This is a genomic window from Bradyrhizobium sp. WSM1743 (assembly GCF_000473065.1).
GTDB lineage: Bacteria > Pseudomonadota > Alphaproteobacteria > Rhizobiales > Xanthobacteraceae > Bradyrhizobium.
The window spans coordinates 1-24,857 of sequence record NZ_KI421495.1 but is presented as its reverse complement, the minus strand read 5'-3'; the positions used below and the strand labels follow the sequence as shown (position 1 = coordinate 24,857).

General features: G+C 58.3%; 11 protein-coding genes and 13 pseudogenes. 13 read left to right on the top strand and 11 right to left on the bottom strand.

What is annotated here, in order from left to right; translation table 11 throughout:
• Positions 1–308: 308 nt before the first annotated feature.
• A complete protein-coding gene (locus YU9_RS47210; protein ID WP_198028393.1) occupies positions 309–671 on the top strand; it encodes an IS3 family transposase in 363 nt (120 codons plus the stop codon).
• 282 nt (positions 672–953) lie between these two features.
• Positions 954–1,631, top strand: a complete 678-nt coding sequence (locus YU9_RS48800; protein WP_036019631.1) for a hypothetical protein — start codon at positions 954–956, stop codon at positions 1,629–1,631.
• Between the two features lie 301 nt (positions 1,632–1,932).
• On the opposite strand, the pseudogene YU9_RS47200 reads toward YU9_RS48800, so the two are convergent.
• A pseudogene (locus YU9_RS47200) lies at positions 1,933–2,951 on the bottom strand (IS630 family transposase).
• A 1,787-nt stretch (positions 2,952–4,738) separates the two neighbouring features.
• Positions 4,739–4,987 (bottom strand): transposase, encoded by a 249-nt coding sequence (locus YU9_RS50925; protein ID WP_156952437.1) that lies wholly within the window; start codon positions 4,985–4,987, stop codon positions 4,739–4,741.
• A 307-nt stretch (positions 4,988–5,294) separates the two neighbouring features.
• Between YU9_RS50925 and YU9_RS51425 the strand changes: the two are divergent.
• From YU9_RS51425 to YU9_RS0140420, 3 genes and pseudogenes are all read left to right on the top strand, one after another.
• Positions 5,295–6,107 (top strand): annotated as a pseudogene (locus tag YU9_RS51425) (amidase family protein).
• Positions 6,108–6,400: 293 nt separating this feature from the next.
• Positions 6,401–6,613 (top strand): annotated as a pseudogene (locus tag YU9_RS51420) (amidase family protein); the annotation flags it as partial.
• Positions 6,614–6,909: 296 nt separating this feature from the next.
• Positions 6,910–7,272 (top strand): FAD-dependent oxidoreductase, encoded by a 363-nt coding sequence (locus tag YU9_RS0140420; RefSeq protein WP_027577723.1) that lies wholly within the window; start codon positions 6,910–6,912, stop codon positions 7,270–7,272.
• 132 nt (positions 7,273–7,404) lie between these two features.
• Here YU9_RS0140420 and YU9_RS0140415 read toward each other — a convergent pair whose 3' ends face one another.
• Together YU9_RS0140415 and YU9_RS45225 are read right to left on the bottom strand one after the other, a co-directional pair.
• Positions 7,405–8,961: an acetolactate synthase large subunit gene (locus YU9_RS0140415; RefSeq protein ID WP_027577722.1), complete on the bottom strand. Its 1,557-nt coding sequence runs from the start codon at positions 8,959–8,961 to the stop codon at positions 7,405–7,407.
• A 364-nt stretch (positions 8,962–9,325) separates the two neighbouring features.
• A complete protein-coding gene (locus YU9_RS45225) occupies positions 9,326–10,516 on the bottom strand; it encodes a pyridoxal phosphate-dependent aminotransferase (protein WP_036019629.1) in 1,191 nt (396 codons plus the stop codon).
• Between the two features lie 593 nt (positions 10,517–11,109).
• Here YU9_RS45225 and YU9_RS0140385 point away from each other — a divergent pair.
• Positions 11,110–12,321 carry a M20 aminoacylase family protein gene (locus YU9_RS0140385; RefSeq protein ID WP_027577719.1) on the top strand — a complete coding sequence of 404 codons (1,212 nt, stop codon included), beginning with the start codon at positions 11,110–11,112 and terminating at the stop codon, positions 12,319–12,321.
• A gap of 139 nt (positions 12,322–12,460) precedes the next feature.
• Here the strand turns inward: YU9_RS0140385 and YU9_RS51415 are convergent.
• Both YU9_RS51415 and YU9_RS47190 read right to left on the bottom strand, forming a co-directional pair.
• A pseudogene (locus YU9_RS51415) lies at positions 12,461–12,736 on the bottom strand (hypothetical protein); the annotation flags it as partial.
• A 384-nt stretch (positions 12,737–13,120) separates the two neighbouring features.
• Positions 13,121–14,132: pseudogene (locus tag YU9_RS47190) on the bottom strand (IS110 family transposase).
• A gap of 16 nt (positions 14,133–14,148) precedes the next feature.
• On the opposite strand from YU9_RS47190, the gene YU9_RS47185 reads away from it, so the two are divergent.
• Positions 14,149–14,544, top strand: a complete 396-nt coding sequence (locus YU9_RS47185; protein WP_245266782.1) for a transposase — start codon at positions 14,149–14,151, stop codon at positions 14,542–14,544.
• On the opposite strand, the pseudogene YU9_RS47180 reads toward YU9_RS47185, so the two are convergent.
• Positions 14,455–14,760, bottom strand: a pseudogene (locus tag YU9_RS47180) (IS66 family transposase); the annotation flags it as partial. The gene YU9_RS47185 and the pseudogene YU9_RS47180 overlap by 90 nt on opposite strands.
• A 201-nt stretch (positions 14,761–14,961) precedes the next feature.
• Positions 14,962–15,072, bottom strand: a pseudogene (gene tnpB / locus YU9_RS51410) (IS66 family insertion sequence element accessory protein TnpB); the annotation flags it as partial.
• Between the two features lie 44 nt (positions 15,073–15,116).
• Here tnpB (YU9_RS51410) and tnpB (YU9_RS44455) point away from each other — a divergent pair.
• Positions 15,117–15,350 (top strand): annotated as a pseudogene (gene tnpB / locus YU9_RS44455) (IS66 family insertion sequence element accessory protein TnpB); the annotation flags it as partial.
• Positions 15,351–15,472: 122 nt separating this feature from the next.
• Positions 15,473–16,316 (top strand): annotated as a pseudogene (locus tag YU9_RS44450) (IS66 family transposase); the annotation flags it as partial.
• A 266-nt stretch (positions 16,317–16,582) separates the two neighbouring features.
• Here YU9_RS44450 and YU9_RS44445 read toward each other — a convergent pair.
• Positions 16,583–17,606 (bottom strand): annotated as a pseudogene (locus YU9_RS44445) (IS110 family transposase).
• A 75-nt stretch (positions 17,607–17,681) separates the two neighbouring features.
• Here YU9_RS44445 and YU9_RS47170 point away from each other — a divergent pair.
• Positions 17,682–18,302 (top strand): annotated as a pseudogene (locus YU9_RS47170) (IS66 family transposase); the annotation flags it as partial.
• Between the two features lie 77 nt (positions 18,303–18,379).
• Here YU9_RS47170 and YU9_RS0140350 read toward each other — a convergent pair.
• On the bottom strand, positions 18,380–19,000 hold the full coding sequence (locus tag YU9_RS0140350; protein ID WP_156952433.1) for a helix-turn-helix domain-containing protein: 621 nt from the start codon (positions 18,998–19,000) through the stop codon (positions 18,380–18,382).
• Between the two features lie 166 nt (positions 19,001–19,166).
• Here YU9_RS0140350 and YU9_RS44440 point away from each other — a divergent pair, with 166 nt between their 5' ends.
• The 3 genes and pseudogenes from YU9_RS44440 to YU9_RS50920 all read left to right on the top strand — a co-directional run bounded on the left by YU9_RS44440 (position 19,167) and on the right by YU9_RS50920 (position 23,490).
• Complete coding sequence (locus YU9_RS44440) at positions 19,167–21,650, top strand: FAD-dependent oxidoreductase (protein WP_084299263.1); 2,484 nt, start codon at positions 19,167–19,169, stop codon at positions 21,648–21,650.
• A 14-nt stretch (positions 21,651–21,664) separates the two neighbouring features.
• A complete protein-coding gene (purU, locus tag YU9_RS0140340) occupies positions 21,665–22,603 on the top strand; it encodes a formyltetrahydrofolate deformylase (RefSeq protein ID WP_051380704.1) in 939 nt (312 codons plus the stop codon).
• 25 nt (positions 22,604–22,628) lie between these two features.
• Positions 22,629–23,490: pseudogene (locus YU9_RS50920) on the top strand (bifunctional 5,10-methylenetetrahydrofolate dehydrogenase/5,10-methenyltetrahydrofolate cyclohydrolase).
• A gap of 1,052 nt (positions 23,491–24,542) precedes the next feature.
• Here the strand turns inward: YU9_RS50920 and YU9_RS49650 are convergent.
• A pseudogene (locus YU9_RS49650) lies at positions 24,543–24,857 on the bottom strand (hypothetical protein); the annotation flags it as partial.

Genomic DNA, 24,857 nt, shown 5'->3' with positions numbered 1-24,857 from the left:
CCTGCGTGGTGGGGCGCCACGCCGCCGATGTCGGCTGCTGCCGGAGCTTGTCAACCCAGCGCCGCAGCACCGAGTCGCGCAGACCGAGTTCCTTGACAACCGACCCGATCGAGCGCCCACTCAAAGCCAACTCAACGGGTTGCGCTTGTACTCTTCGGTAAATGACTGACGTTGACGTTCCATTCGACACCTCCGGGCTCAATGAGCCTACTACAGGTGTCCACGCGCCAGGCGTAATAGCCGGCCGGCGAGACCTCGAGCACGGCACACATCAGCCGCACCGGATAGGCGTCGCGATCGATCGCCCGGTGAGCGAGCGGACCAAATCCAATGCCAGCCTCCTGGCCGCGATCCGGCAAGTCCATCAAGACAGCAGCGGGCGTTACGGCAGTCCTCGCGTCCATGCCGGTTTGCGCAAGCAGGGACGTGGCGCAAGCCGTGGCCGGATCGAGCGGCTGATGCACCGGCACGGTATCCGCGCCATCATGGCGTCGCCACGCCGGGTGCGCACCACCGACAGCCCGATCGCACCGAACCTGATCGCGCGGCTTCACCGCTGCCGAGAAGACCCGGATGCACATAGTAGGAGTGCGCCCATCCTGAGTGCGATGCCACTTTCCGTACAGCCGCAACACCTCAAGGAAATCGATGTTTGCGGCCTGAGCCGCTAACACAAATCTGCTCGGCGTCCATGAGGATCGCGGGACAAGCTTTATCTGCCGAAATCTGCAACGATCCACATCGTCTTGGCTGTGACTCCAAGTCCATCATCATCAGCGCCCGACACGCAGATTCAATCACTACCGCACTATCATGTGCCCGGCAGATCACCGGCAAAGCGAGTTAGGTTGCCAGATTAGGTAGTGGCTTGACTTACCGTCGATGCGCTACTGGTCGTTTGTATGGCGGCATCTCTTGCAGCTCAGAAACAACTCGGATGATAAAGTGCAGCAATGAAAAGCTTGGTTGATCTGTTGCAAGTCTCACGCTTCCTTAGACAGCACGACGATGCCGCCGTCCAAAAAGGCTTTAGACTTTCGATAGGATTCGATTTTCAAGAGTATGTATCGGTAACCCAGGTAACTCCGACGAAGGAGCCCACAACGCGATTTTTCCAGATGGATCGCTCGCCAATCTCACCAGGCCATGGATTTTGGATGGTCGGGCTAGACAAAAACAACGACGTCGCACTCTTGCAGGCCGTTCGAACTTATGAACTTTCGCGCAGCAACCTTGCAGATCACATTAGTAATGTGTTTCGGGATATACCGGCGCCACTTGCTTGTCCTCAGAACCATTGGACATGCACGGCGCCAACCGCGAAGAAGATAAAGGGAACGATAGCATACCATGGAGATCTTTGGATTCGCAAAGATTTTAGAGGCAAAGGCATACCCAAAATCGCAGCAGGGGTAGCGTTCGGTGTGTCCTTTGCAATGTGGGCTCCTGACTTCATGTGCGGACTTGTAGCCCAGTGGGTCATGGACAAAGGCGTTGTTGCGCAAGAAGGATATAAGCATTGCGAACCTGGCGGGCTGCGCCTCACAGAACAGGATTCTGTCAACGACTACTTACTGGTTTGGCTGACTGGCGAGGAGTTGAAGAGCTGTGTTGAGGGTAGGATAGAATGAAGCACCTGACAGGCGAGCGGCGACAGGAGCGGCTGACTCTCGATGGCTTTAGCGCTGGTACTCATTCTCCATCAAAAGAGCCGTTGGACCGCTATATCAGGCGGTTCAGTCAGTACGTCATTCCGCCAGAAGCCTCGAAACGGATGAGCCTCACCGTTTCCAATCGGGCTGAGTGGGTGCCTGGATCACCGCTGCTGTGCTTGTAAGCCACTACCGACAGACACCTCTCGAACGGCCAGCGCACCCATACGACAACACGCTCCAGGCCTGGCTCTTGACTGGAAAGACCGAGCGCGATCGCTCACCAATGGGCTGCATCGGACGGGATCGATTGAGTTCGCAGTATCGCGCCGCGTACTGCCGGGGCATTGTATCGGTAGAAGTGCTCGATGAACGCAAGGATGTCGTCGGCGATGGCGATTTTGGCCCATCGGAACGGTTTTGGACCGGCGTTGTGCCGTTCGATGAACGAGGCGATGTCGGTCCCGAGGGCGGCTACGCTGCGATGGATGCCGCGCCTGATCTTTTTATCGGTGAGGAACACGAAGAAGCGCTCGACTGGTGCACGTGCCAACGCGGCCTTTGAGCCAACCATCTCTGGATCATTGGAGTCTTGTGCGTGACGTAATTGTCCATAACGAGATCGACGTCGAGTTCGCGCGGTACGGTAGCCTCTATCTCGTCAAGGAACGTGCGGAACTCGGCGGTGCGCTGGCGCCTGTAGCACCTCACGATGACCCGTCCGGTCGCAACATCGACGGCGGCGAACAGCGATGTGGGGCCATGCCTTTTGTAGTCATGGCTCCTTCGGGCCGCTCGGCCGGAACGCATCGGCAGCATCGGCCGGCTGCTGTCCAGGGCCTGGATTTGCAACTTCTCATCCACACACGGAACGATGGCGTGCTCCGGCGGGGAGACGTAGAGGCCAACGACATCGCGCACTTTGGCCACGAAGTTCGGATCGGTCGAGAGCTTGAAGGTCTCCATCTGGTGCGGCTGAAGCCCGAAGGCCCTCCAGATGCGTTGTACCATACGGATAGGAAGCTGGCCGTCGCCATGTCCTGGGAGCTCCAATAGTGGCGTCAGGGCAACTCTCCTACGTCCTCACGATCACGGCTTCGATCCGGGCATCGCAGTCGTGCGCGGCGCGCCGGAGTGCGGCTCGTCGTGCAGCCCGGCCACGCGCTGCTCAACGTCGCCACTTGCCTACGGTCTGCCGGTCCAGCCCCAGCTTGCCCGTCAAGTGTTCTGCCCGCCTTCCGCACAGCTCAGCACGACCCGCAGAGCCTGCGCCGTCTTCCGCCGCATCGTCAGCGACATCAGCTCGGCACGGTCATTATCGCTCAATGTCAGGATGGCAAGTTTCTGGACTGGCCATTAGAGACTCCGTTGCTGCTTGCCTCCATCCTTGGATGCGTGTTCCAGCCAATCGTGATCATCGATTCCAGGCCATCGTGATCACCCATTCCAGAGCATCGTTGATCAGCAATTCCAGTCGATTGTGATCGCTATTTCCAGCGGATCGTGATCGGCGACAGCGAGGCGCACGCACTGACAGTCTGCGTCTTTTTGCACAGCAGCAGAGGATCGAGATGCCGACCGAGACTGTCCATGCGCCACATTCGCGAAGTTTTTGCGCCTGCACTACAGCGCCGGCATGTCGCAGCGCGCTATTGCTCGCAGCCTGGGCCTAGCCCAGAGCGCGGCCTGCAAGTACCTCAATCGAACTCGCCGCGCCGGCCTGACCCAGCCGTTGCCGCCGGAGTTGGATGGCGACGACTGGCTCGAGAACCGCCTGTTTCCGCCGCCTTCCGATCGGCTCAGCGACGAGCGTCCGCATCCGGACTGGGCGCTCGTGCATCGCGAGCTTCGGCGTCCGAACGTCACGCTGATGCTGTTGTGGGAGGAGTATTGCGACGCAAAGTCCCGACAGTTTCAGCTATGCGCGGTTCTACGAACTACAAGGCGTGGGCCGGCCGTCTCAAGCCGACCGTGCGCCCGGTCCATGTCGCCGGCGGAGAAGCGGGTTCGTCGACTAATCCGGCCACACCATGGAGGTGGTTGACGGGCTCAGCGATGAAGTGCGCAGGACGCAGATCTTCGTCGCCGTGCTCGGCGCCTCGAACTACACCAACGCCGAGGCCAGCCTTACCCAAAGCCTGCCGGACTGGGTCGCCTCGCACGCTCGGCCTTTGCCTTTTTCGGTGACGTGGCCGGCAGACGGTGAGGATAATCTGATGGCCGGCATTACCCGGGCCTGCTTTCACGAGCCGATGGTGAACCGGACCTATCCGATCTCGTCCGCCATTACCGCACCGTCGTCGTCCGCGCGACAAAACCAAGGTCGAAGTCGGGGTTCAAATCGTCGGGCCATGGATTCTGGCACGCTTACGCAACCGCCCCTTCTTCTCGATCGCCGCCCTCAACGAGGCGATTTGCGCGCTCCTTGTCGAGCTGAACGATCGACCTCTCCGGAGCTGGGGCGAAGTCGGCGCGAACTGTTCGATGAGCTCGAGCAGGCAAGTCCCGGGGGGTGTGCAGGGCAAAGACCGCATCGACGGGAAACTTACTTGGTGAATGGCCATTATCGATCATCGCTTTCGCGCCCTCCCCCAGTTCCTCAGCCGACTGGAGATCATGATCGTGCGTCGAAATCGCGCCTGCGCACCAAATGCCACGCAGCCCCAGCAAAATTGCCCGTCCTGCCCGCAAGCATGCATTTTGCTTCCAATCTACGAGTCGTAGGAGATGCGTGGGGCTTCTGCATTGACAGCGCATCTATGCCGGCGTGCAATCCCGAACGCGTCCCCTTGCTCGCCCGCAGTACACGCAGGACGCCGGTGCGGCCCATTCCTCGGTGCACCTCGATCACCATATGCAACATCTGACTCGATACATGTTGAAGCGCGATCTGAAACTGCACGGCCACGCAGCTGCACGGATCTCGCATTAGCGATCGCAAACCTCGATTTGGGTAATAACGTTGCATCGCGTGATGAGCGATCTCGACGCACGATTTTTCCCGGCGCAATTGGCCGGCAGCACTCCTTGCCTCAAGAAGCGAGCTTGCCGCACTGCTCCTAGTGTCCTGAGGCACAAGTTCGCAATCATAGATTCGCAGTAGATTCGCGTCGCTGTGCCAAGGATGGAGGCAAACAGCGACGGAGTCTCNCCTGCGTGGTGGGGCGCCACGCCGCCGATGTCGGCTGCTGCCGGAGCTTGTCAACCCAGCGCCGCAGCACCGAGTCGCGCAGACCGAGTTCCTTGGCAACCGACCCGATCGAGCGCCCACTCAAAGCCAACTCAACGGCTTGGCGCTTGTACTCTTCGGTAAATGACCGACGTTGACGTTCCATTCGACACCTCCGGGCTCAGTGAGCCTACTACAGGTGTCCACTCATTCTGAGGAGGTTCACTCCAGCGCCCTTGCTGAGGTACTAAAGTCGAGTGGCAAGCACGCGCATACGTGTGCATAGGCCCCTCAGGCGCAAATGCGTCCCCTACAGCGGGCACTTCTCGCGTCAGTCTGCCAAGAGAGACGACCGCCAGAGCCCACATGGGGCAGAGAAGGCTCACAACGTAGATTAAGCGCCTTGACCCCCATTCTCGTATGCAAGCCCCCTCTATCCCACGGCACGTCATTAGTAAAAAAGCCATTGCAAACTGGACAATCGAATTTGGCACGGCTTCAGGACAGCGCGCAAGCTCGCAGCACAGTGCGGCTCGACCGGATTATTTGCTGGTGTCCCTTTCTTGGTGAAAGACCTAACCGAGAGCGTCGCAGGATTTACGACTACCAACGGCTCGCGATTCTATCATCGACACGCGCGACCGTCTGCAGTCGACGGCGAAGCCGTTCGAAGAGCGCGCCAGGCAGGAATGATTCCATTTGGACTCACGAGCACTTCAGAAGTCGGTTATGCATGGACGACGGAACCCGTGCTGTACGGGCCGACCCGCAACCCGTGGGATCCGGCATTTTCTACCGGTGGTTCGAGCGGCGGTTCGGCGGCCGCCGTCGCGGCTGGAATCGTGCCGATCGCATCGGCTAGCGATGGTGGCGGCTCGATCCGGATGCCTGCAGGTGCATGCGGACTGGTCGGGCTTGAAACCATCTCGCGGACGCATCCCTGCATATCCATCCGTGAGCTACGGGCCTAGCTTTATGGTTCTCGGTTGCTGTCGCGCACAGTTCGGGATACCGCTGCGGATCTCGACGCGGTCAGCGGCCCGTTCATTGGAGTCCACACACCTCCGACCCCCAACGGCTCGTTTCTCGAGCTATCCCGACAGGACCCGGGTCGCTTGCGAGTCGGGTTTACCACTGCAGTGACATCTGGAAAAGAGTTCCATCGCGAAATCACCGCAGCGATCACTGATACGGCCAAACTGCTTGAAGGTATGGGGCACCATATAGAGCGGTGCGACGTTTCAATTTACAACGAAGCGCGCCGAAAGGCATGCGGCCAACTCTGAAGTGGAGACAGCTCTCCGGTTTCAACGTGACGAGCAGGCGTTAGGCGCAAAATTGGCTGAAGACGATGCCTAGCCTATGGTCAGGGCCGCCATCGAGAGCGGCAGCGAAGATCGACGCGATCACGCATGCGAGGAACATTGGTGCCCTCCCGTCGGCTGGGCATGAAATAGCGGCTGAACTGGCCCATTTCGATGCTTTCCTGTGTCCTGTCTTTCCACGCCATACCTTCGGGCTGGGCGAATATAACTCAGTGTAAGAGGTCGATAGCGACGATCGCAACGCCAGTAGCCGGTCAGACGGTGCGTTCCTTGTTCCGGTGAACGCTAGTGGGTCGCCCGCGATCTCGTTATCCACACATCTGTCACAGGAGGGACTCCCAATCGGCGTTCAACTCGTGGGGCGTTATGGTGAGAAAGCCGTTCTACTCCAGTTTGCGAATGCGCTGGAGATCGCAATCAACTGGGAAAATCGGCGACCTACGATCGTTGGCGCGGTGCACGCATAGTGGGCGGAGCCAAGAATGTTCAGGGGCACGCTTAACCATACAGCTCGGATCAAGTGCCTCTACGCTGCCGATTCCGTCTCTCTGGATTGCGGATTGCATTGACCATCTGGCTTTGTCCCCATCCGCAGTTTCGCCCCGAGCGCCCTAAAAGGCTTTCTATGCGGCGGTGGGGCTCGTCCAGATCGGCAAAAGGGCCGATCTCTCTTCCTAGGTAGGCGGCTTCTTCTTCGCAGGCCGCTGAGTGCTGACTGAAACTGTGCGCGATGGCCAACACCAAACGATAGGCGAGTTGAAACATGAGAGGCGCGATCGTTCTCGGAGCCGGCATGGTCGGCGTGGCGACAGCCGTCCATTTGCAGCGCCACGGCTGGTCGGTCGCGCTGATTGATCGCGGCGAGCCCGGTCGCGAGACGAGCTATGGAAATGCGGGTATCATCCAGAGCGAAGCGCTGCAGCCGTATGGGATGCCGCATCATTGGCGCGATCTCGCCAGAATCACAGCTGGCCGCAGCAACGATGTGCGCTATCGCCTTCCTGCACTGCGGTTTCATCTTCGCCCTCCTTCGCTATTGGTGGCACTCGTTCCCCTCCCGTCACGCTCGTCTTTCGCTGCTTACGCGCAGATCATCGCTCGCGCCCCCCAATCACGTCGCTCCTAGTTGGTTGATCACGGAAACTAACCCATTCGACGCGATGCGCCGGCCCAACGCCAGCGAACGCAAGATCGCGTCCTAGTAAAGGCTGTGATCTACCGCTCGCCCCCAGCCGCTACTTGCGGCTTCTCGGTGCAACTATTCGATGACCGCCTCGATCAGGAAGGGGCCATTAGCGGCCAAGCCAGCCTCGAAAAGGCGGCTGAATTCGAGCGCCGTTTGTGCCCGTCCAGCTTCCACTCCCATTCCCCGGGCAAGCGCGCACCAGTCGAGGCGAGGTTCGTCAAGCTCAAGCATACGTCTCGCATTGACGCCATAAGCCTTCACGCCGACATTTGTCATTTCGCCCTGAAGAATGCGATAGGCTCTGTTGGCATACACTATCGTCAATACGTTGAGTTTCTCGCGCGCCTGCGTCCACAGGCCTTGCACTGTATACATACCACTTCCGTCGGCTTGAAGAGCCACGACTTTTCGACCGGGCGCAGCAATCGCCGCGCCACTTGCAAGCGGAATGCCGATGCCGATCGCTCCTCCTGTGAGAGGAAGGAGATCGTGAGGCGGAAGCATGTCCGCCAAGGCGTAGTATTTTCCGCCAGACGTTATGGACTCATCGATAATGATCGCCTGTTCCGGAAGCCGGCGAGCAACGATAATGCTGATGGTATCCGCCGTCAGCGCGTTAGTGGCGGGATCTGCGATTTCGTCCTGACGCAAGGTGTTGGCCACATAGGGTGCCTTGTCACTCAATCCAAGCGCCTCGGCAAGGCTCGCGAGCACTTGCGGCAGGTCATGTTCGTGCCCCGCGAGCTGGATAATCTGGCAGCCCTTTGGCAGCAAAGTGCCCGGTTTCCCAGGATATGCAAAGAAGCCTACCGGCTGGCCGGAACCAACGCAAATCGCCACCTGGATTTCTTTCAGAACGTTCAAAGCAACGTCGATACTGTATGGCACCGACCTCACCGCAATCCGACCGGCACCTCGTTCATACCGCCCAGAGCTGGTTGAAAAGAGCTGCGCGCCTGTTGCCGCAGATATCCGTGCCGCGGGGATGAGAGCCTTTTCTCTCACTGCCTGACCCGACAGGAAGATCGCAGTGTTCAGACCGCCACGCAGAGCGCGTACGCAAGCTGCCAATGAAGCAGGGTCGACAGTCGGCGGCTCTGGACGCTTGATCGGCGAGATATTTTCCAGTGGCACCTCGCCCCATGCGGCGTCACTCGGTAAGATTAAGGTCGATGGCCCGCGCGTTGCATAGGCCGCCAACAGTGCTGCCTCGGTGCATTTTCGAATATCGCGCAAATGGCCGACGCGTCCGATCCAGTGCGACATTGCCCGTGCCAAGCCTTCGATATCACTGGTAAGAGGCGCATCAAGTTCGAGATGGTAGGTGGCGTGATCGCCAACGATGTTAACCATCGGCGTCCGAGCCCGCCTGGCATTGTGGATATTGGAAAGACCGTTAGCTAGTCCCGGGCCGCAGTGCAGGAGCGTTGCTGCGGCTTTGTCGGCCATGCGCGCGTAGCCATCGGCCGCTCCCGTCACGACGGCTTCGGAAAGTCCCAGAACGCAGCGCATGTCAGTCTTACGATCAAGAGCCGCGACGAAGTGCATTTCCGATGTACCGGGATTTGCGAAACAGATATTTACGCCGTTCAACAGGAGTGTGTCGCATAGCAAATCTGCGCCGTTCATTGTGCGTCCTTTCCTTGTTCTTCGAAAGTGTCGGCGATCGAATCGTTGGGCTTGAGGTTCTTGGCAAAGCGCAGCTCGCAACGGGTGAGCTCTTCCAAAAGATTCAGACAGGGCCGAACGTGGATTTGCCCGAACCAGATGGGACAACGGGCGAGGCCGCTTCGCCTCACGCGACACGCCCACGAAACGTGTTCAGAACCCCAGCTGTTCACCCATGCACTGCGTTGAGTTGAGATGGTCGGAATAACCGGCGGCTTATCTTCATCATTCGCGGTGTTCGGAGTGTGGTCCGCAGAATTGAGAAGTCTTGTTGAACGTTCACGCCGTGCTTCACCTCACAACGCGTTCGTGCCGGACGGCTCCTTCAGGGAGCGGCTCGATGCCGGCCGAGCCGCTCGGCGTAGCGTACGAGGCGCAGTGCCGCTTCGTCGATCTCGGCGTCGGCGACGCCAAGATTGATGCGCAGATGGCCGGTCGCGCTTTCGCCAAAATCGTCCGCAGGCAAGGTCGCCACGCCTTCTTCGACGACGAGCCCCATGGCAAAGTCGTATGCCGACAGACCGGTGGCGCGTATATCCAGCATCACAAACATTCCGCCCTCCGGTCGGCGGCAGGATAATAGGCGAACAGCTTCCAGTCGCTCACAAAACCGGTCGCGCCGACGGCGATACACCGCTTGCAGCTCTGGTAGGCCGTCCGGAAACTGATCCAGGGCAACGACTGCCGCATCCTGCAGAAATGTGGGAATGCCGTAGGTCGAGCAGTAGGTTACTTGACCAGCATACCGCGCCATTTCCGGCGGACCGATCATCCAGCCGAGCCGCCAACCGGCCATCGCGTGCGACTTGGAAAGGCTGTTGATTGTAACCGTGCGTGTCGACATCCCGGGAAGAATGCAGGCTGAGACATGTCGTCCGTCATGGACAAGGTCGCCATAAACTTCGTCCGAAACCAGCCAAAGATCATGCTTCTGACACAGGGCCGCTATCCTGGAGAGTTCCTCCTTCGTATAGACTGCGCCTGTGGGATTATTGGGCGTTGCCAGAAAAATTGCGCGGGTGCGGGGACCGATGGCCGCCTCCAATTCATTGATCAGCGGATGGAAGCGGTTGTTTGCCGGCGAGCGCACGCTGACGGTCACGCCGCCCGCAGCGGCGATTGCGCCAGGATAAGTGAGGTACATGGGTTCGGGGACCAACACCTGGTCGCCCGGCTCGATAAGGCAAAGGGCGGCGGTGAGCAGAGCATTCTGCGCGCCAACAGTGACAACGACCTGATCCGCATCGATCACCTGTCCAGTCTGGTGGGCATGACGCCGAGCAATTGCCTCCCGCATCGGAGGGCCGCCTGCACTTGGCGTGTAATAGGTCCGCCCAGCCGCGAGGCTCTCATGCACAGCGGCAATGGCTGGGGTCGGGCTCGCGAAATCCGTGTCGCCAACTGTCATCAGAATGGCAGGTTCTCCGCGGGCACGTTTCTGCTTGGCAATCATATGCATGTCCCAGGCATTTGATGCCTTGGCGGCAATCTGTTGGACTCGAGATGCATAACGCATGGCGGATTCCCTGTGAGCGGATATTTGCGAATGGAGCGATCTGTCAGTCAGCCGGCGAAGGACAAGCCGACTGGGGGTAGTTTTCAGCCCGCTCGGCTGGCGCGGATCGCCTCATCGAGCCGGTGGCATGCCACCCCTTGCACTTCCTGAGATTGCTGAGATCGCGTTTCCCTGCACGAGAATAGCGAGCCTATCTGCCGAGAAGAACGCAAAAACCACATTTCTTTGCTGCAAAGTTCAGTTTTGTCGATCTTTTTGCAGAAAAAATGCAATCGTGAGGGTTATAGTGAACGCTTCAACATGGGCGTTTGGGCGGCAGCAACTTGCTTGTCGCTGTCTTCGTGGCTGCGTCAGGCAGCCATTGTGCCCGGCCGGATCGCCTGCTGCTCAGTCTCTGACGTCGCCGACGCCAACGACGTCGTCGAACATGTGCAGGTGAGGTGCGAATTGGGAGCAGCCGAAATCTTCTAAAGCGCTGACCAAAAATCCGGGCCTCCGCTGGAGGCCTGTCGTACGTCTCACACCAGATCAAACGAAAGCCAAGCGCCGGCGCAAAGGTACGGCGTTCGATCAATTCAGTCCGAGGGTCTACGATGAACGTCATATCAGATATTGCAGAGGGGCAGGAAGAAATTCAGTCGCTCCGACGCCGGATACACTCCAATCCGGAGCTTGGTTTCGAGGAGACGCAGACTGCTGACCTGATTGCTGAGACTTTGGCCTCCTGGGGAATCGAGGTGCATCGAGGAATTGGACGCACCGGCGTCGTGGGTGTACTGCGAGCGGGCAACGGAACGCGTGCGATCGGGTTGCGCGCCGACATGGATGCGTTGCCGATCCAGGAGGACAACACATTCGTTCACCATTCGCAGAACGGCGGAAAAATGCATGCTTGCGGGCACGACGGGCATGTCGCGATGTTGCTGGGGGCTGCGCGCCATCTGGCGCGCACGCGCGATTTCGACGGCACGATCGTCTTCATTTTCCAGCCGGCTGAGGAACTGGGCGAGGGCGCGAAAGCGATGATCGCTGATGGGCTATTCGAGAAGTTTCCCGTCGACGCGGTCTTTGCTCTGCACAACGTCCCAGGTCTGCCTGCTGGAACTTTTTCCATTCGGCAGGGCGCAATCTACTCGTCAGCGAGCGGCTTTCGCATCCGGATCATCGGAGTCGGTGCGCACGCTGCGACGCCGCACAAGGGCAAAGATCCAATATTCGCGGCGGTGCAGATCTACAACGCACTGCAGGGTATCATTACTCGCGCCAAGAGGCCAGCAGACACAGCGGTGATCTCGGTTACCCGATTTCACGCCGGCGAGGCAGGAAACGCAATCCCTGAATCCGCGACGCTCGGTGGTACTGTGCGAGTCCTGGACGTTGCGACACAGGAGTTGATTGAATCGCAAATGCGGACGATTAGTGAGAGCATTGCCGCGGCCCACGACTGCCAAGTCGAGTTCACGTTCGTGCACCACTGTCCGGCCGTGATCAACACCCCGAACGAGGCGCGTTTTGCAGCTGAAGTGATGAAATCGATCGTTGGCGAAACGAACGTAGACGCAAGCGTAGACAAAGACTTGAGCCTGGGCGCTGAGGACTTTGCATTTATGCTGGTTGAGCGCCCCGGTGCTTACGCAGGTTTGGGCAACGGAAGTGGAGAGCACCGGGAGCTGGGTCACGCGCAAGGCCCATGCCTGCTGCACAATGCGAGCTACGATTTTAATGACGGGATATTGGGGCTGGGATCGACGTACTGGGTGGAGCTATCGCGTAAATGGTTGGGCAGGTCTGGGAGCCATGAATGACACCGCATGGTGGCGCAAGCCGAATCGTCCGCGTCGTGTGCATGCGATTATGCCGAAACCTGCAGCTCGCTTCTAACGGGCTCGATACAGCTGAGAAATGCTCGTGGATGGGTCGAGTTGATTTCCCGAGCCCCACGTATCACCATGAAATCCACGGGTGATTTCTGGGTGAACACGGTGTTGTCCATTGACGCGTATCTCGCAGCCTGATCCTCACACGCCTCACGCCTTCGACAGAATCTGAAATGTCTGCTCCCGTTCGATAGCTCGGAGGCGTGACGGCCCATATGACCACTAGTATTGGCACACCGACGGGAAACAGTTCTTGCGAAGGCAAAACTGTTCCTGGGCTTAAGGTGACGCGATGCTCGTCGATCCAAAGGTCGACCTCACCTGAAAGAACGAAGCCGGCTTTCTCGCCCTGATGCGTCTAGGGTTCTTTGCCGCTTTCGGACCGCAGGAAAGGCTTCGCAGAAGCGCGTCTTCCTCCGGTGAGAGCCGCTTTGTCGGGTTAAGACGAGTGCTGTGTAACAGCCCTTATGGACATGTGTGGACGCCCCCGTTGATGCAAGAAGAATCTTTTCGAATGAGTCTGGAGTGCGCGATCGTATGCTGACATGTGTCCGGCCTCTGAAGCGGCCGTTACATGCCGCCGGCCTGTATGGGAGTTCGCGGAGCGGGTCCAATTCAGTGATGCGCGCTCGAGGCGCGTGTCCATAATCTGGTTTTCCCGATTCCGTCTCTGACCGTTGCGCCATACTCTCCGTTCGACCTTCTCACATCGTAGGCAGCGGGAGTACTAGCCCACGGCGGTTGGAGCTCGATATATTCCGCCCCTCACCATCAATGCCCAGACTATCCGCGCCATCTTGTTAGCCAGGGCGACAATCACCAGCACGGGCGGCTTACGACTTAACATGTTCATGAGCCAAGGATTAGAAGAGCCGTTGCGCCTTGCCCATCGCACGGCAGCACTCGCGCCGATGATCAGTAGCCTGCGCAATGTTCGCTCACCCATGCGAGAAGTTTCGCCAAGCTTCTGCTTTCCTCCGGTCGAGCGCTGCAGCGGCGTTAAACCGAGCCACTCAGCAAAATCACGGCCTTTCTTAAAGGCCTGGGCTGCCGGAGCTAATGCAGCAAGCGCCGTCGCGGTAATCGGTCCTATGCCGGGAACGGTCATCAACCGCTTTGCTTCAGCATCCCCTTTAACACGATAGGCAAGTTCTTGGTCCAATTGAGCGATCTTCTCGTCTAATGCCCGCAACTAATCGGCCAGCAATTGGAGGATGGGTTGGGCAATCGCGGGAACGTCCGCTATCTTAGCCAGGAGCTTGGCGATGTGACAGGGACCCTTTGCGACGATGCTACCGAACTCGGCCAAATGGCCTCGCATTGCATTAATAATTTGGGTTCGCTGACGGACCAGAAGATCGCGAGCACGAAATACGATCGCCGCACCTTGTTGCTCTTCTGTTTTCATGGCCACGAAACGCATGGTCGGCCGCTGTGCGGCTTCACAGATGGCTTCCGCGTCCGCCATGTCGTTCTTTTGTCGTTTAACAAACGGCTTGACGTAGGCCGGTGCAATGAGGCGAATCCGATTTCCGGATTTTGCGATCTCCCGCCCCCAATGATGGCTACTAGCGCAGGCTTCCATGGCAACGGTACAGGCCGGCTGCGTAGCGAAAAAACTTGAGCACCTGGTCCCGCCGGAGCTTCTTGCGGAGAGTCACAGTTCCTGAGACATCCGAGCGGTTGACTTGAAACACGTTTTTCGCCAGATCCAGCCCAATCGTGCTAACTGCTGACATAGAAACCTCCGTCTCAATGATGATGAACGATGCCACCTTGGCGCAAGGAGGGGGCGTCCACCCCATCAGCAATAAGTTCAGTGCTCAGATTGAACGGTTCGAGGTTGTCGAGACTGGCCGTCGCCGTCGCTGGACCGACGATGAGAAACTCAAGATCGTTCTGGAGAGTTTGCAGGCACCGCGTGCGGTCTCGTCGACAGCACGACGATACGGCATTTCGCACTCGCTCCTATTGACTTGGCGACGATCGTTTGGGACGCGGACGAGCGATACTGAACAACCTCAGCCAGCGTTTGTGCCGGCGATGGTGGTGCCGGACCAACCGCCGCGATGGCCGCTTGCGCGTGAACGAGGCCACCTTCGTGGTCTTGGCCGCAGCCATTTCGGCGGCGAGTTCGTCCTCAGTCGCTGAGGCCTCGAGCTCCTCGAGCGTCAGTTCGAGCTGATCCAGCAGCCTTGCGGTACGCTCCGCGCGAGGGCCATAACGATCACGGTCCAGCTTTTTCGATTTGCAGCTTCAGGTGAGCGATCAACGCATGCTCGTCAGACTGCTGAGCGCGAATGCTGGCAAGTCCGGCGCGAGTCGCCAGCAACGCCGCCGCAGCGCCTCAATGTCATCCGGAAGCATCTCGGGACCGTCACCCGTGCACCGATGGAATCACAAAAGGCGCGATTTGGCGCGCGCTTTTTGCAATCTCACGGGATTATTGCGCAACCTATCCTGCGCTCTGTGGCCGCCAGCTGTGTTGAGGTTGCGCCATTCGATCGCCTCCAGCAAATGGCTCATCTGAGCTGCTGTCAGCGATACCACCCCATCCACCGTTGCTGGCTAGATGAAGCGCCCACGGTCCAGCCGCTTGGCATAGAGCGATAGCCCGACCCGGTCGTGCCAAAGCGCCTTGATCAGGGTGCCAGCACGACCACGGAACACAAAGACGTCGCCGGCAAGAGGTTATGTTGCACGCAACATAACCGCACTCAGGCGCTGTTTATGTGTTCCGTGCCAAGCGCGCGGACCGGATCAAGCTGATCTTCTGGGATGATACGGGTTTGTGCCTGTTCGCCAAGCGGCTCGAGGAAGGCGTCTTTCGCTGGCCGAAGATCGAGGATGGCGTGATGCGTTTGTCGGCGGCGGAATTGTCGGCACTGCTCGAAAGGCTCGATTGGCGGCGCGTCCACGCGGCACGGGAGACGGTCGTCCCGACGCAAGCCGGATAATTGTGGTCCGCGCTGCGGCGAAGTGAATCAGGGGCATCGAGCACGTCGTCAGGCAGGCGCGAATACGCTCGGATTTGCCTGTGAGCGATAACCTTCCTGATGATCCCGAGACGCTGAAGGCGATGCTGCTTGCCGAGCGGCACGAGAGCGAGCGGCTGCGCCAGATCATCAAGGAGCTGCAGCGTCATCGCTTTGGCCGGAAGGCCGAGACGCTTCCCGAGGAGCAGATGCTGTTCGGTCTCGAGGACGTCCAACAGGTTGCGCCCTGTACGGAAGGCAGCCAAGACGAGACAGCTCCGGAAGGCCGGGCGGAGCGCGCACGCAAGCGCCGCAACAATCGCGGAGCACTACCGGCGCATCTGCCGCGGATCGAGGTCGTGGTCGAGCTCGACGCCAAGACCTGTCTTTGCTGCAAGGGCGACCTGCACCAGATCGGCGAAGACAAGAGCGAGCGGCTGGACATGGTGCCGGCGCAGTTCCGCGTTGTCGTCACCCGCCGTCCCAAATACGCCTGCCGCGCCTGCGAAGATGGCGTCCTGCAGGCCGAGGCTCCGGCCCGGCTGATCGAGGGCGGCCTGCCGACGGAGGCAACCGTCGCCCAGGTTCTGGTGTCCAAATACACCGATCATCTGCCGCTCTACCGGCAGGCCCAGATCTATGCCCGCCCGGGCATCGCTCTCGATCGATCGGGTTGGGCATGCTGCCTTCCATCTGCGCCCGCTGCACGAGCGCCTGCTTGCGGCGCTTCGGGCAAGGTCCAAGCTGTTCGCCGACGAGACGACGGTGCCGGTGCTCGATCCCGGTCGAGGGCGCACCAAGACCGGCCAGCTCTGGGCCTATGCCGCCGGCGACAGGCCTTGGGCCGGCCTCGATCCGCCCGGCATCGCCTATGTTCATGCACCCGACCGCAATGCCGAGCGGCTGTTCAGCCATCTTGCCGGCTTCAAGGGCGTCCTGCAGGTCGATGTGTGTGGACGTCCCAGTAAATGCAAGCAAGATCTAGCTTCGGAACAGGCATGTGGTCGGGTGCTGACGTGTGTCCGGCCTCGTGATGCGACCTCTACACGTCGCGCGCCCTTATGGAATGCGTGGATTGGATCCAATTCGGCTACGCGTGCTCTCTGGCACTCATCGACCTGTTTATTCTTCCAATCCTAGTCCCTGACCGATTGCCCATAATCCTCCGTTAGACCTTACCACATTCCCGACGTCTCTCGGCTTCTGGCCCTGCGTTACGCAGCACCAGACGCTGGAGCTTGGTAAACGCCACCGCGGACCATCAAGGCCCAAGCGATACGCGCCAATTCGTTCGCTAGAGCGACCGCAATCAGCTTTGGAGGCTTCTTCGAGAGCATTCTCGCCAGCCAGGATCCTGATGGCGATCCATATCGTCTTGCCCATCGCACGACGGCGGTCGCACCAAGCACAAGGAGGCGTCGGAGATCTCGCCGGCCCATCCTGGAGATTTTGCCAAGCCTGTCCTTGCCTCCGGAAGAACTCTGTTTGGGCGTGAGACCAATCCAGGCCGCAAAATCACGCCCCTTGGAAAAGGTCTCCGCCGAGGGCGCCAAGGCCTCTATCGCTGTGGCGCAGATTGCCCCGATCACGGAATAGTCATTAGCGAGAGGCGACCTGGTCCTTTCTAGCGCGCATCCGAAGTCCCTTCTCCAGTTCTACTATCTGCTCCGACAGGGCTTCCACATGCTTCAAGAGATTCTGGCAAAGACCACGAGCAAGATCGAGCAGGTCCGGATATGTTGCTAAGAGCTCATCCAAGCGGGGGATATGTCTCACGCCCTGAGCAACGATCAAGCCGTATTCCGCAAGATGTCCGCGCAAAGCGTTAATCGCCTGTGTACGCTGTCGAACTAAGAGATCACGAACCTTGAATGCCATGGAAGAGGCTTGTTTCTCGGCGCTCTTGATGCCGACAAAGCGCATCGTTGGTCGAGACGCGGCTTCAGCGATCGCTTCCGCATCCGCTGCATCGTTCTTCTGACGCTTAATAAAGGGCTTCACGTAGAAGGGATGGATCAGCCGGACATCATGCCCAAATTTACCGATCCCCCGTCCCCAATAGTGGGCGCTGGCGCAGGCTTCCATTGCGACCACATACCTTGGCAACTTGGCGAAAGACTCGAGCAATCTGCTGCGGTTGAGCTTTTTACGCAGGATCATCCTTCCATCATGCCCCGCGCCGTGGATCTGAAACACGTTCTGGGCCAAATCCAAACCAATGATGCTAACCTCGTCCACGGACGTCCTCCTTATCGGGTTTCAACACCCGCACTTTGGCACAATCGATGCCTCGGGGGGGGCGTCCACTCCATCGGCTACAACGCCTATCCAAAGCTTGCCGAACGTGGCGAGGTCAAGCTCGCCTTCTGCTGGGTGCAGATGCGGCTTAACTTCTACTAACTCGCGACAATCGGCCCCGCTCCAATCGCGAGCGAGGCGCTGAAGCACATCGCCGCATTCTATGCGATCGAGAGGGGGATCCGCGGCCGCAGCGCGGAGGAGCGTCGCCTCGTGCGGCAGCAGAAGAGCCGACCACTGGCCGATGTCTTCGAGGTATGGCTGCGCGCCAAGCTGGCTCTCATCAGCCAGAAGATCAAGCTCACCGAGGCCATCCGCTACGCCCTCTCGCGCTGGCAAGGCTTAACGCGCTTCATCGATGACGGCCGCATCGAACTCGACAACAATACGGTCGAACGATCAATCCGTGGCATCAAGCTCAGTCGCAAGAACGCGCTGTTTGCCGGATCCGACGGTGGCGCCGAACATTGGGCCGTCGTCGCAACCTTGGTCGAGACTTGCAAGATCAACAACGTTGATCCGCTCGCCTATCTCACCGATGTCCTGACAAGGATCGTCAACGGGCATCCAAACCGCGACATCGACCAGCTACTGCCCTGGGCCTACCGCGCTCAAGCCCTCAAAGCCGTGGCCTGAAAACGACGCTTATTTTTTCGAACTCGAATAGAGGAGCGAGGATCATTGCGACCAAAAGCGCAACGATGATGAACAGATTAGTAGTGCGGGGGAGTGATTACCCAAACCACTTTTGCCGGGACCTTTCCCGGGTTGGCGCAGCGGTGTCGCGAGGTGCTAGCGAAGGAAAAGCTATCACCCTCTTCAAGTCGAAACCGCCTTCCGTCGACCCATAGGTCCAATTGCCCCGTGATCACGATGCCTGCTTCATTTCCATCATGACTGTACTCGCCGCTATCAGCGCCGGGTTCGACCGTGCTCAGAAGCAGCTCGAGTGGACCCGCGAGATTTGGAGATAAGAGCTCTTCCACGATGCCAAGTCCAGTAAATGTGAGGCGTCGCCGGCGGTCCTTACGAACAATGATATTCCTTTCTTCGGATGGGGCCTGCATGTTGCCATTGAAGAACCAGTTCATATGCACGCCGAGAGCGTCGCTGAGCTTCTTCAAGACTCCGATCGGCAGCTTTGACTGGTTTCTCTCAATCTGGCTCAGATAGCCGACCGAGATTCCGGCGGCATGAGCAAGCTGCGTCAGAGTCAACTTCTTCATCTTACGAAGTTCGCGGATCTGTCCGCCTACAACAGCTTCTGGGTCCATATTGGATTCCGCCTGCGAGGCAGCCCATTCATCTGCTGCGCGCATCGACCTGATAGCCATTGCTTATTCGACCTTCTCTCCGCCCTAAGGAAGCTCCTGTGCAGCCAAGCACAGCTGCACTCTTTATAGATGCCCCAAATCCCAGACAAATACCTTTCCGACGTGAAAAACGTATTCACATCTGTGAAAAAATATGAAATAATTTCACAGAACCCGGAGATTGATCGTGACGGAACTCCCCAAATCGGCGCAGGTCGTCATCGTTGGCGGCGGCATCATGGGCTGCAGTCTTGCCTACCATCTGACCCTTCGCGGTTGGACGGACATTGTTCTGTTGGAACGCAAGCAGCTGACGTCGGGGACGACGTGGCATGCCGCCGGTCTCGTTGGTCAACTCAGTCCAACCCATAATCTGACGCGATTGGCTCAATATACAACTCAGCTTTACTCCGAGCTCGAGCGCGACACCGGTCAAAACACGGGCTATCGACAGATTGGGTCACTAGCAATTGCTAATAATCAGGAGCGTTTTGAAGAACTCCGACGTGGCGCATCCATGGCCCGATGTTTTGGGTTGGAAGTAAATATTCTGTCCGCCAAGGAGGCGGGGGATCTTTGGCCCTTGATGGCGACCGACGATCTCGTCGGCGCCGTGCATCTGCCGAACGACGGGCAGACCAACCCGGTGGATACAACCCAGGCTCTTGCGAAGGGGGCTAAAGTTCGGGGCGCAAAGATCTTTGAGAATGTGTCGGTTACCGACATCCTCGTCAGCAATGGCCGTGCGATTGGCGTGCAAACGAAGGACGGTGAAATTGCGGCCGAATTCGTTGTCAATTGCGCTGGCATGTGGGCGAGAGATCTCGGCGCGAAGGCGGGAACGACAGTCCCGCTGCACGCGGCCGAGCACTTCTACATCGTTACGGAGCCGGTCCCCGAAATCAAAAAACATCTTCCCGTTCTCCGCGACGCTGATGCCTGCACCTACTTCAAGGAAGATGCCGGTAAGCTGCTGGTCGGCTGGTTCGAGCCGATCGCAAAGCCCTGGGGCATGCACGGAATTCCCGAGGACTTTGAGTTCGATACGTTGCCGGATGATCTGGAGCATATTGAGCCGTTGCTCGAAGGTGCTATTCGCCGTGTGCCGATCCTCGCAAAGACCGGCATTCAGCTTTTTTTCAATGGCCCTGAAAGCTTCACTCCCGATAATCGCTATATGCTCGGCAAAACTCCAGAAGTTCGAAATCTTTTTGTGGGGGCTGGCTTCAATTCCATCGGAATTCGGTCCGCAGGTGGAGCTGGCAAAGTCCTCGCCGACTGGATTGTTGATGGTCATCCTCCGATGGATCTTTGGGACGTGGACGTGCGGCGCGTCATGCCGTTCCAATCGAATCGGCGGTACCTGAAAGACCGCACTGTCGAGGCTCTCGGCCTCTTGTACGCCATGCATTGGCCGTTCCGCCAACCAGACACTGCAAGAGGAGTTCGCCGCTCTGCTCTGCACGATCGGTTGCTCGCACGAGGAGCCTGCTTTGGAGAGGTCGCCGGCTGGGAGCGGCCGAACTGGTTTGCGCCGAAGGGGCGAGAAGCAAAGTACGAATACAGCTACGGTCGCCAGAATTGGTTCGAATACTCAGCAGCGGAACACCGGGCAGTACGCGAAAGAGTAGGACTGTTCGATCAATCGTCGTTCGCCAAGTTCATTCTTGAAGGCGAAGGCGCCGAATCCGTTCTGAGCAGGATATGCGCGAATAACGTGTCGGTACCGGTCGGCCGCATCGTCTATACGCAATGGCTTAATGAACGAGGCGGTATTGAAGCAGATCTTACCGTCACGCGCGAAGGCCCGAATCGATTCCTTATCGTGACAGCGGCGGCAACGCAGGTCAGAGACTTCGCTTGGTTGTGCCGTCACATTCCCGAAGGTGCAAGAGCAACGGCCGTCGATGTAAGCTCCGCCTATAGCGTCCTGGGGGTTATGGGACCGAAATCCCGAGGTCTCCTGGGGAAGCTTACGGATGCGGATCTCTCCAATGCGGCATTTCCCTTCGCAACCTCCCGCATCATTGATCTTGGGTATGCAAAAGTCAGGGCAAGCCGCATTACTTACGTCGGCGAACTAGGATGGGAATTGTACATCCCTACCGAGTTCGTTCAGGGGGTCTACGATACACTCCTCGAAGAAGGCGCAGCCTTTGATATGAGCCTGGCTGGATATCACGCTATGAATTCCCTCAGAATGGAGAAAGGCTATCGCCATTGGGGACACGATGTCACGGATGAGGATACCCCATTGGAAGCGGGACTCGGTTTTGCCGTGGCGTGGTCGAAGCCGCAGGGTTTCATCGGCCAAGATGCACTGCTGCGCCAGAGAGAGGTGGGGCCGCGGCGAAGAATGATACACGTGGCGCTGAGCGATCCCGCCGTGTTGATCTACCACAACGAACCGATTTGGCTCGACGGGCGGCTTGTCGGCCGAATCACATCCGGCATGTTCGGACACACGATCGGCGCCTGTTTGGGACTCGGCTATATCGATAACGCAAGCGGCATTGTCGACGCCTCCATGCTCGAAGAGAGCAAGTTCGAAGTTGAGGTTGCCGGCCTGCGAGTACCCGCGCGTGCGTCACTGCGGCCTTTTTATGATCCCAAGAACAATCGCGTAAAGGATGTCGAGGAAGGGCCTCTCGTCTCGGCCGCGGCCTCTTAGAAAGAGAAATTGTGATGAGCGAAACAAGTGTCGTATCGGGGCATCGGCCTCATCATGCTGGCGCGCAAACGTCAGTTGCCGATCGCTCCTCCAAAGATCGCTCAGTGGGTCCCGATTTCATCCTTACGTTCTCGTGTCCGGACCGAATTGGAATTGTGCATGCTGTATCTGGCTTTCTGGCCTCGCACGGTTGCAATATCCGTGACAGTGCTCAGTTCTCGGATCGCAGCGTTGGAAGACTTTTCATGCGCGTGTCATTCGATGCTCCGGGTATCTCGCTGACACATCTGCACTCGGAATTCGCGGAAGTCGCCGCTCCATTCGACATGACTTGGGAGTTCCATGATTGCAAATCGAAGCCTCGTCTCCTGATCATGGTGTCCAAGGCGGGGCATTGCCTGAATGACCTGCTGTTCAGATACGCAACTGGAACGCTTGCGGTTGAAATCCCATTGATCGTGTCTAATCATCGAGACTTCTATCGGCTCGCCGCATCTTATGACATACCGTTTCATTATTTGCCCATTACCGCGGATACGAAGCACGTCCAGGAGGCAAAACTCTTGGAATGGGTGGAGCAGGAGCGCATCGACCTGATTGCCTTGGCGCGGTACATGCAGGTCTTGTCGGACAATCTTTGTCAGAGGATGTCGGGAAGGATCATAAATATACATCATTCCTTCCTGCCGAGCTTCAAGGGAGCCAGGCCGTACCATCAGGCCCACGCACGAGGGGTCAAGTTGATCGGGGCAACAGCACACTACGTCACAGCCGATTTGGATGAAGGCCCAATCATTGAACAGGATGTGCTCCGTGTAGATCATTCCCTCACACCAGATGATCTGTCGGCGATCGGGAGGGATGTTGAGGCCGCCGTCCTGGCACGGGCGGTCAAACTGCATGCTGAAAATCGAATACTGATGAATGGCGATCGCACCGTGATCTTTCGATGAATCGACAGATACGAAGGGTACTCAGATGAGTGGGGCCGCTCTCATAGATGGTGCCGCTGTTGCGGCAAGGCTTCATTCCGACTTGCGGAGCGCAGTGGCGAGTCTTTCGGAGCGCGGCGTTACACCCGGAATGGCCGTTGTACTTCATCCACCCAGTTCGGTGTACGTTCGCAACAAGCTACGTAGATCGGTCGAAGCGGGTTTCTGCTCGTTTCATTATGAACTGCCGAATACGACGAGCGAGGCAGACTTGCTTACCTTGATCAATCGTCTAAATGCCGCCGACGACTTAGACGGCCTTCTCGTCCAGTTGCCCTATCCTCTCATATCGACGCCCAAAAAGTCGCGGCTGCCATCGACCCGGCAAAAGACTTAAATGGGTTTCATCCGATGAATGTGGGCAGCCTCTCGCTCGGCGCAAGTGCACTGGTTGTACGCCACTGGGGTGTATGCTCCTGATCAAGGGCGTTCAAGACGATCTCGCCGGGCTTAATGCCGTCATCGTCGGGTGTTCCAAGTCGTCGGAAAACCGCTTGCGCAGTTCTGCTTCGGGAGAATCGCACTGTCACAATCGCGCACGCCAGGACCGAGGATCTTCCTTCGGTGTGTCGTCGCGCCGATATCCTTGTCGCCGTGGTCGGCCAACCTGAGCTTATTCGGGAGGCTGGATCAAAACCGGCGCTGTTGTCATCGACGTCGGATCGAGCACGAAGGCCGACCCGAAATTGGTTAGTGATCTGGACTTTGAAGGCGCACGCACCGTAGCTGGCGCGCTCACCCCAGTCCCGGGCTGGGTGAGCCCGCTGACGATCGTCTGTCTCCTTAGCAACACGATTGAAGCTGCCTGTCGACGCGGTGGCATCACTTCACCAATCCAGAAGTTTTAGCGGTATCAAAGGTGGGAGCCGTCGTCGCTTCCGTCGCCGACAACACACGTTCTCACAACCGAGAGTTCGCTAGGACGTGCTCGACCATACACATAGATCAGTTTTCCCTATGTTCGTCATTTCAAACAGGCGGCGGCAGTTGATGACTGGTGGCACCCCAAAAAACGCATTGGCTTGCTGCTCGCTTGGTGGTACTGACTGCCCGGGCCCTCGGCGCGCCCGGTGTCGGCAGCTAGTTGACTGCATCGCTGGCATTTCGAATCGTACAATAGAACCGGCGGCAGCTGCGCGAGCAAGAGGTGCCACGGCCCGCGGTGACAGATGACCTGACCTCCGCCCAGGATGTGCTCGAACAGATTTCTGGTGCTCGCCGTCCAGGTCAGCGCTTATCCAAGGCGAACTGAAGCCACCGTGTCGCAACTGCCACTGGGGGGCGTTGCCCCGTGATGGGCCTTGGCATCGTAGGAAGATGCAGTCTCTGATCGTGAATTTCTGGACGACTGTCCCCTCTGAAGCAGTATGCTCACCCGGGCACGGAACGACTAAGCGCACACTTTAATCATGCCGGCCGCGGCCCATCAATTCAACCGAAGCCGGCAAATCCCCCAGGCAGGAGCCGATACGACGGACATGCGACAGGGCACGGGGCGAATTACCTCAGATGCTCGAGATCCCAAGTTGCCTGACGGCAGGCAGCGGGCCGCTCGTCGTAGATCAATATCGATCGCGAAAAAGAAACGCGCGCCATTCCATAATCTGATCCAGGACATCCAAGTCTTCGGCCAGCGCCAGGGACCCTGCGGTTGGTCGATTGCCCACGATATAGGGGATTCGAAGTATAGACTGAGCGTTATCACTGTCCGGCGTGGCTCAACTATTTGCGCCAGCGCAACCGTTTTACCCAGTCGGAGCGCGTGCTGAATTGGCCGGCAACGGCTCACATTTCGCCCGGAGCCATTGCGTCTCCGGCGCATCCTAGAACACTCATTCGGATCGGTACGCTGGAAAGTTGAGGATCTTATAGACACTCCTGATTGGCACACCGTCGGCGATCAGCGCGCCCACTCTAGATTGGTATAAGGCTTCTTCTGAATTCCGCGCTTGCCCAGGAATTCCTTCGTGTCGAACAGATCGGCGGTGGTCAGGCCGTTGGGCAGCTTATCCTCGTCAGAGGGCATGACCGTGGCATTGAAATCGGCCGGCACCCCGCAGTCAAATTTGGGTCGCCATTGCGGCCAGGACCCAGATTCTTCCAGTCGATCATGTCGATGAGCTCCTAGTGTCCTGAGGCACAAGTTCGCAATCATAGATTCGCAGTAGATTCGCGTCGCTGTGCCAAGGATGGAGGCAAACAGCGACGGAGTCTC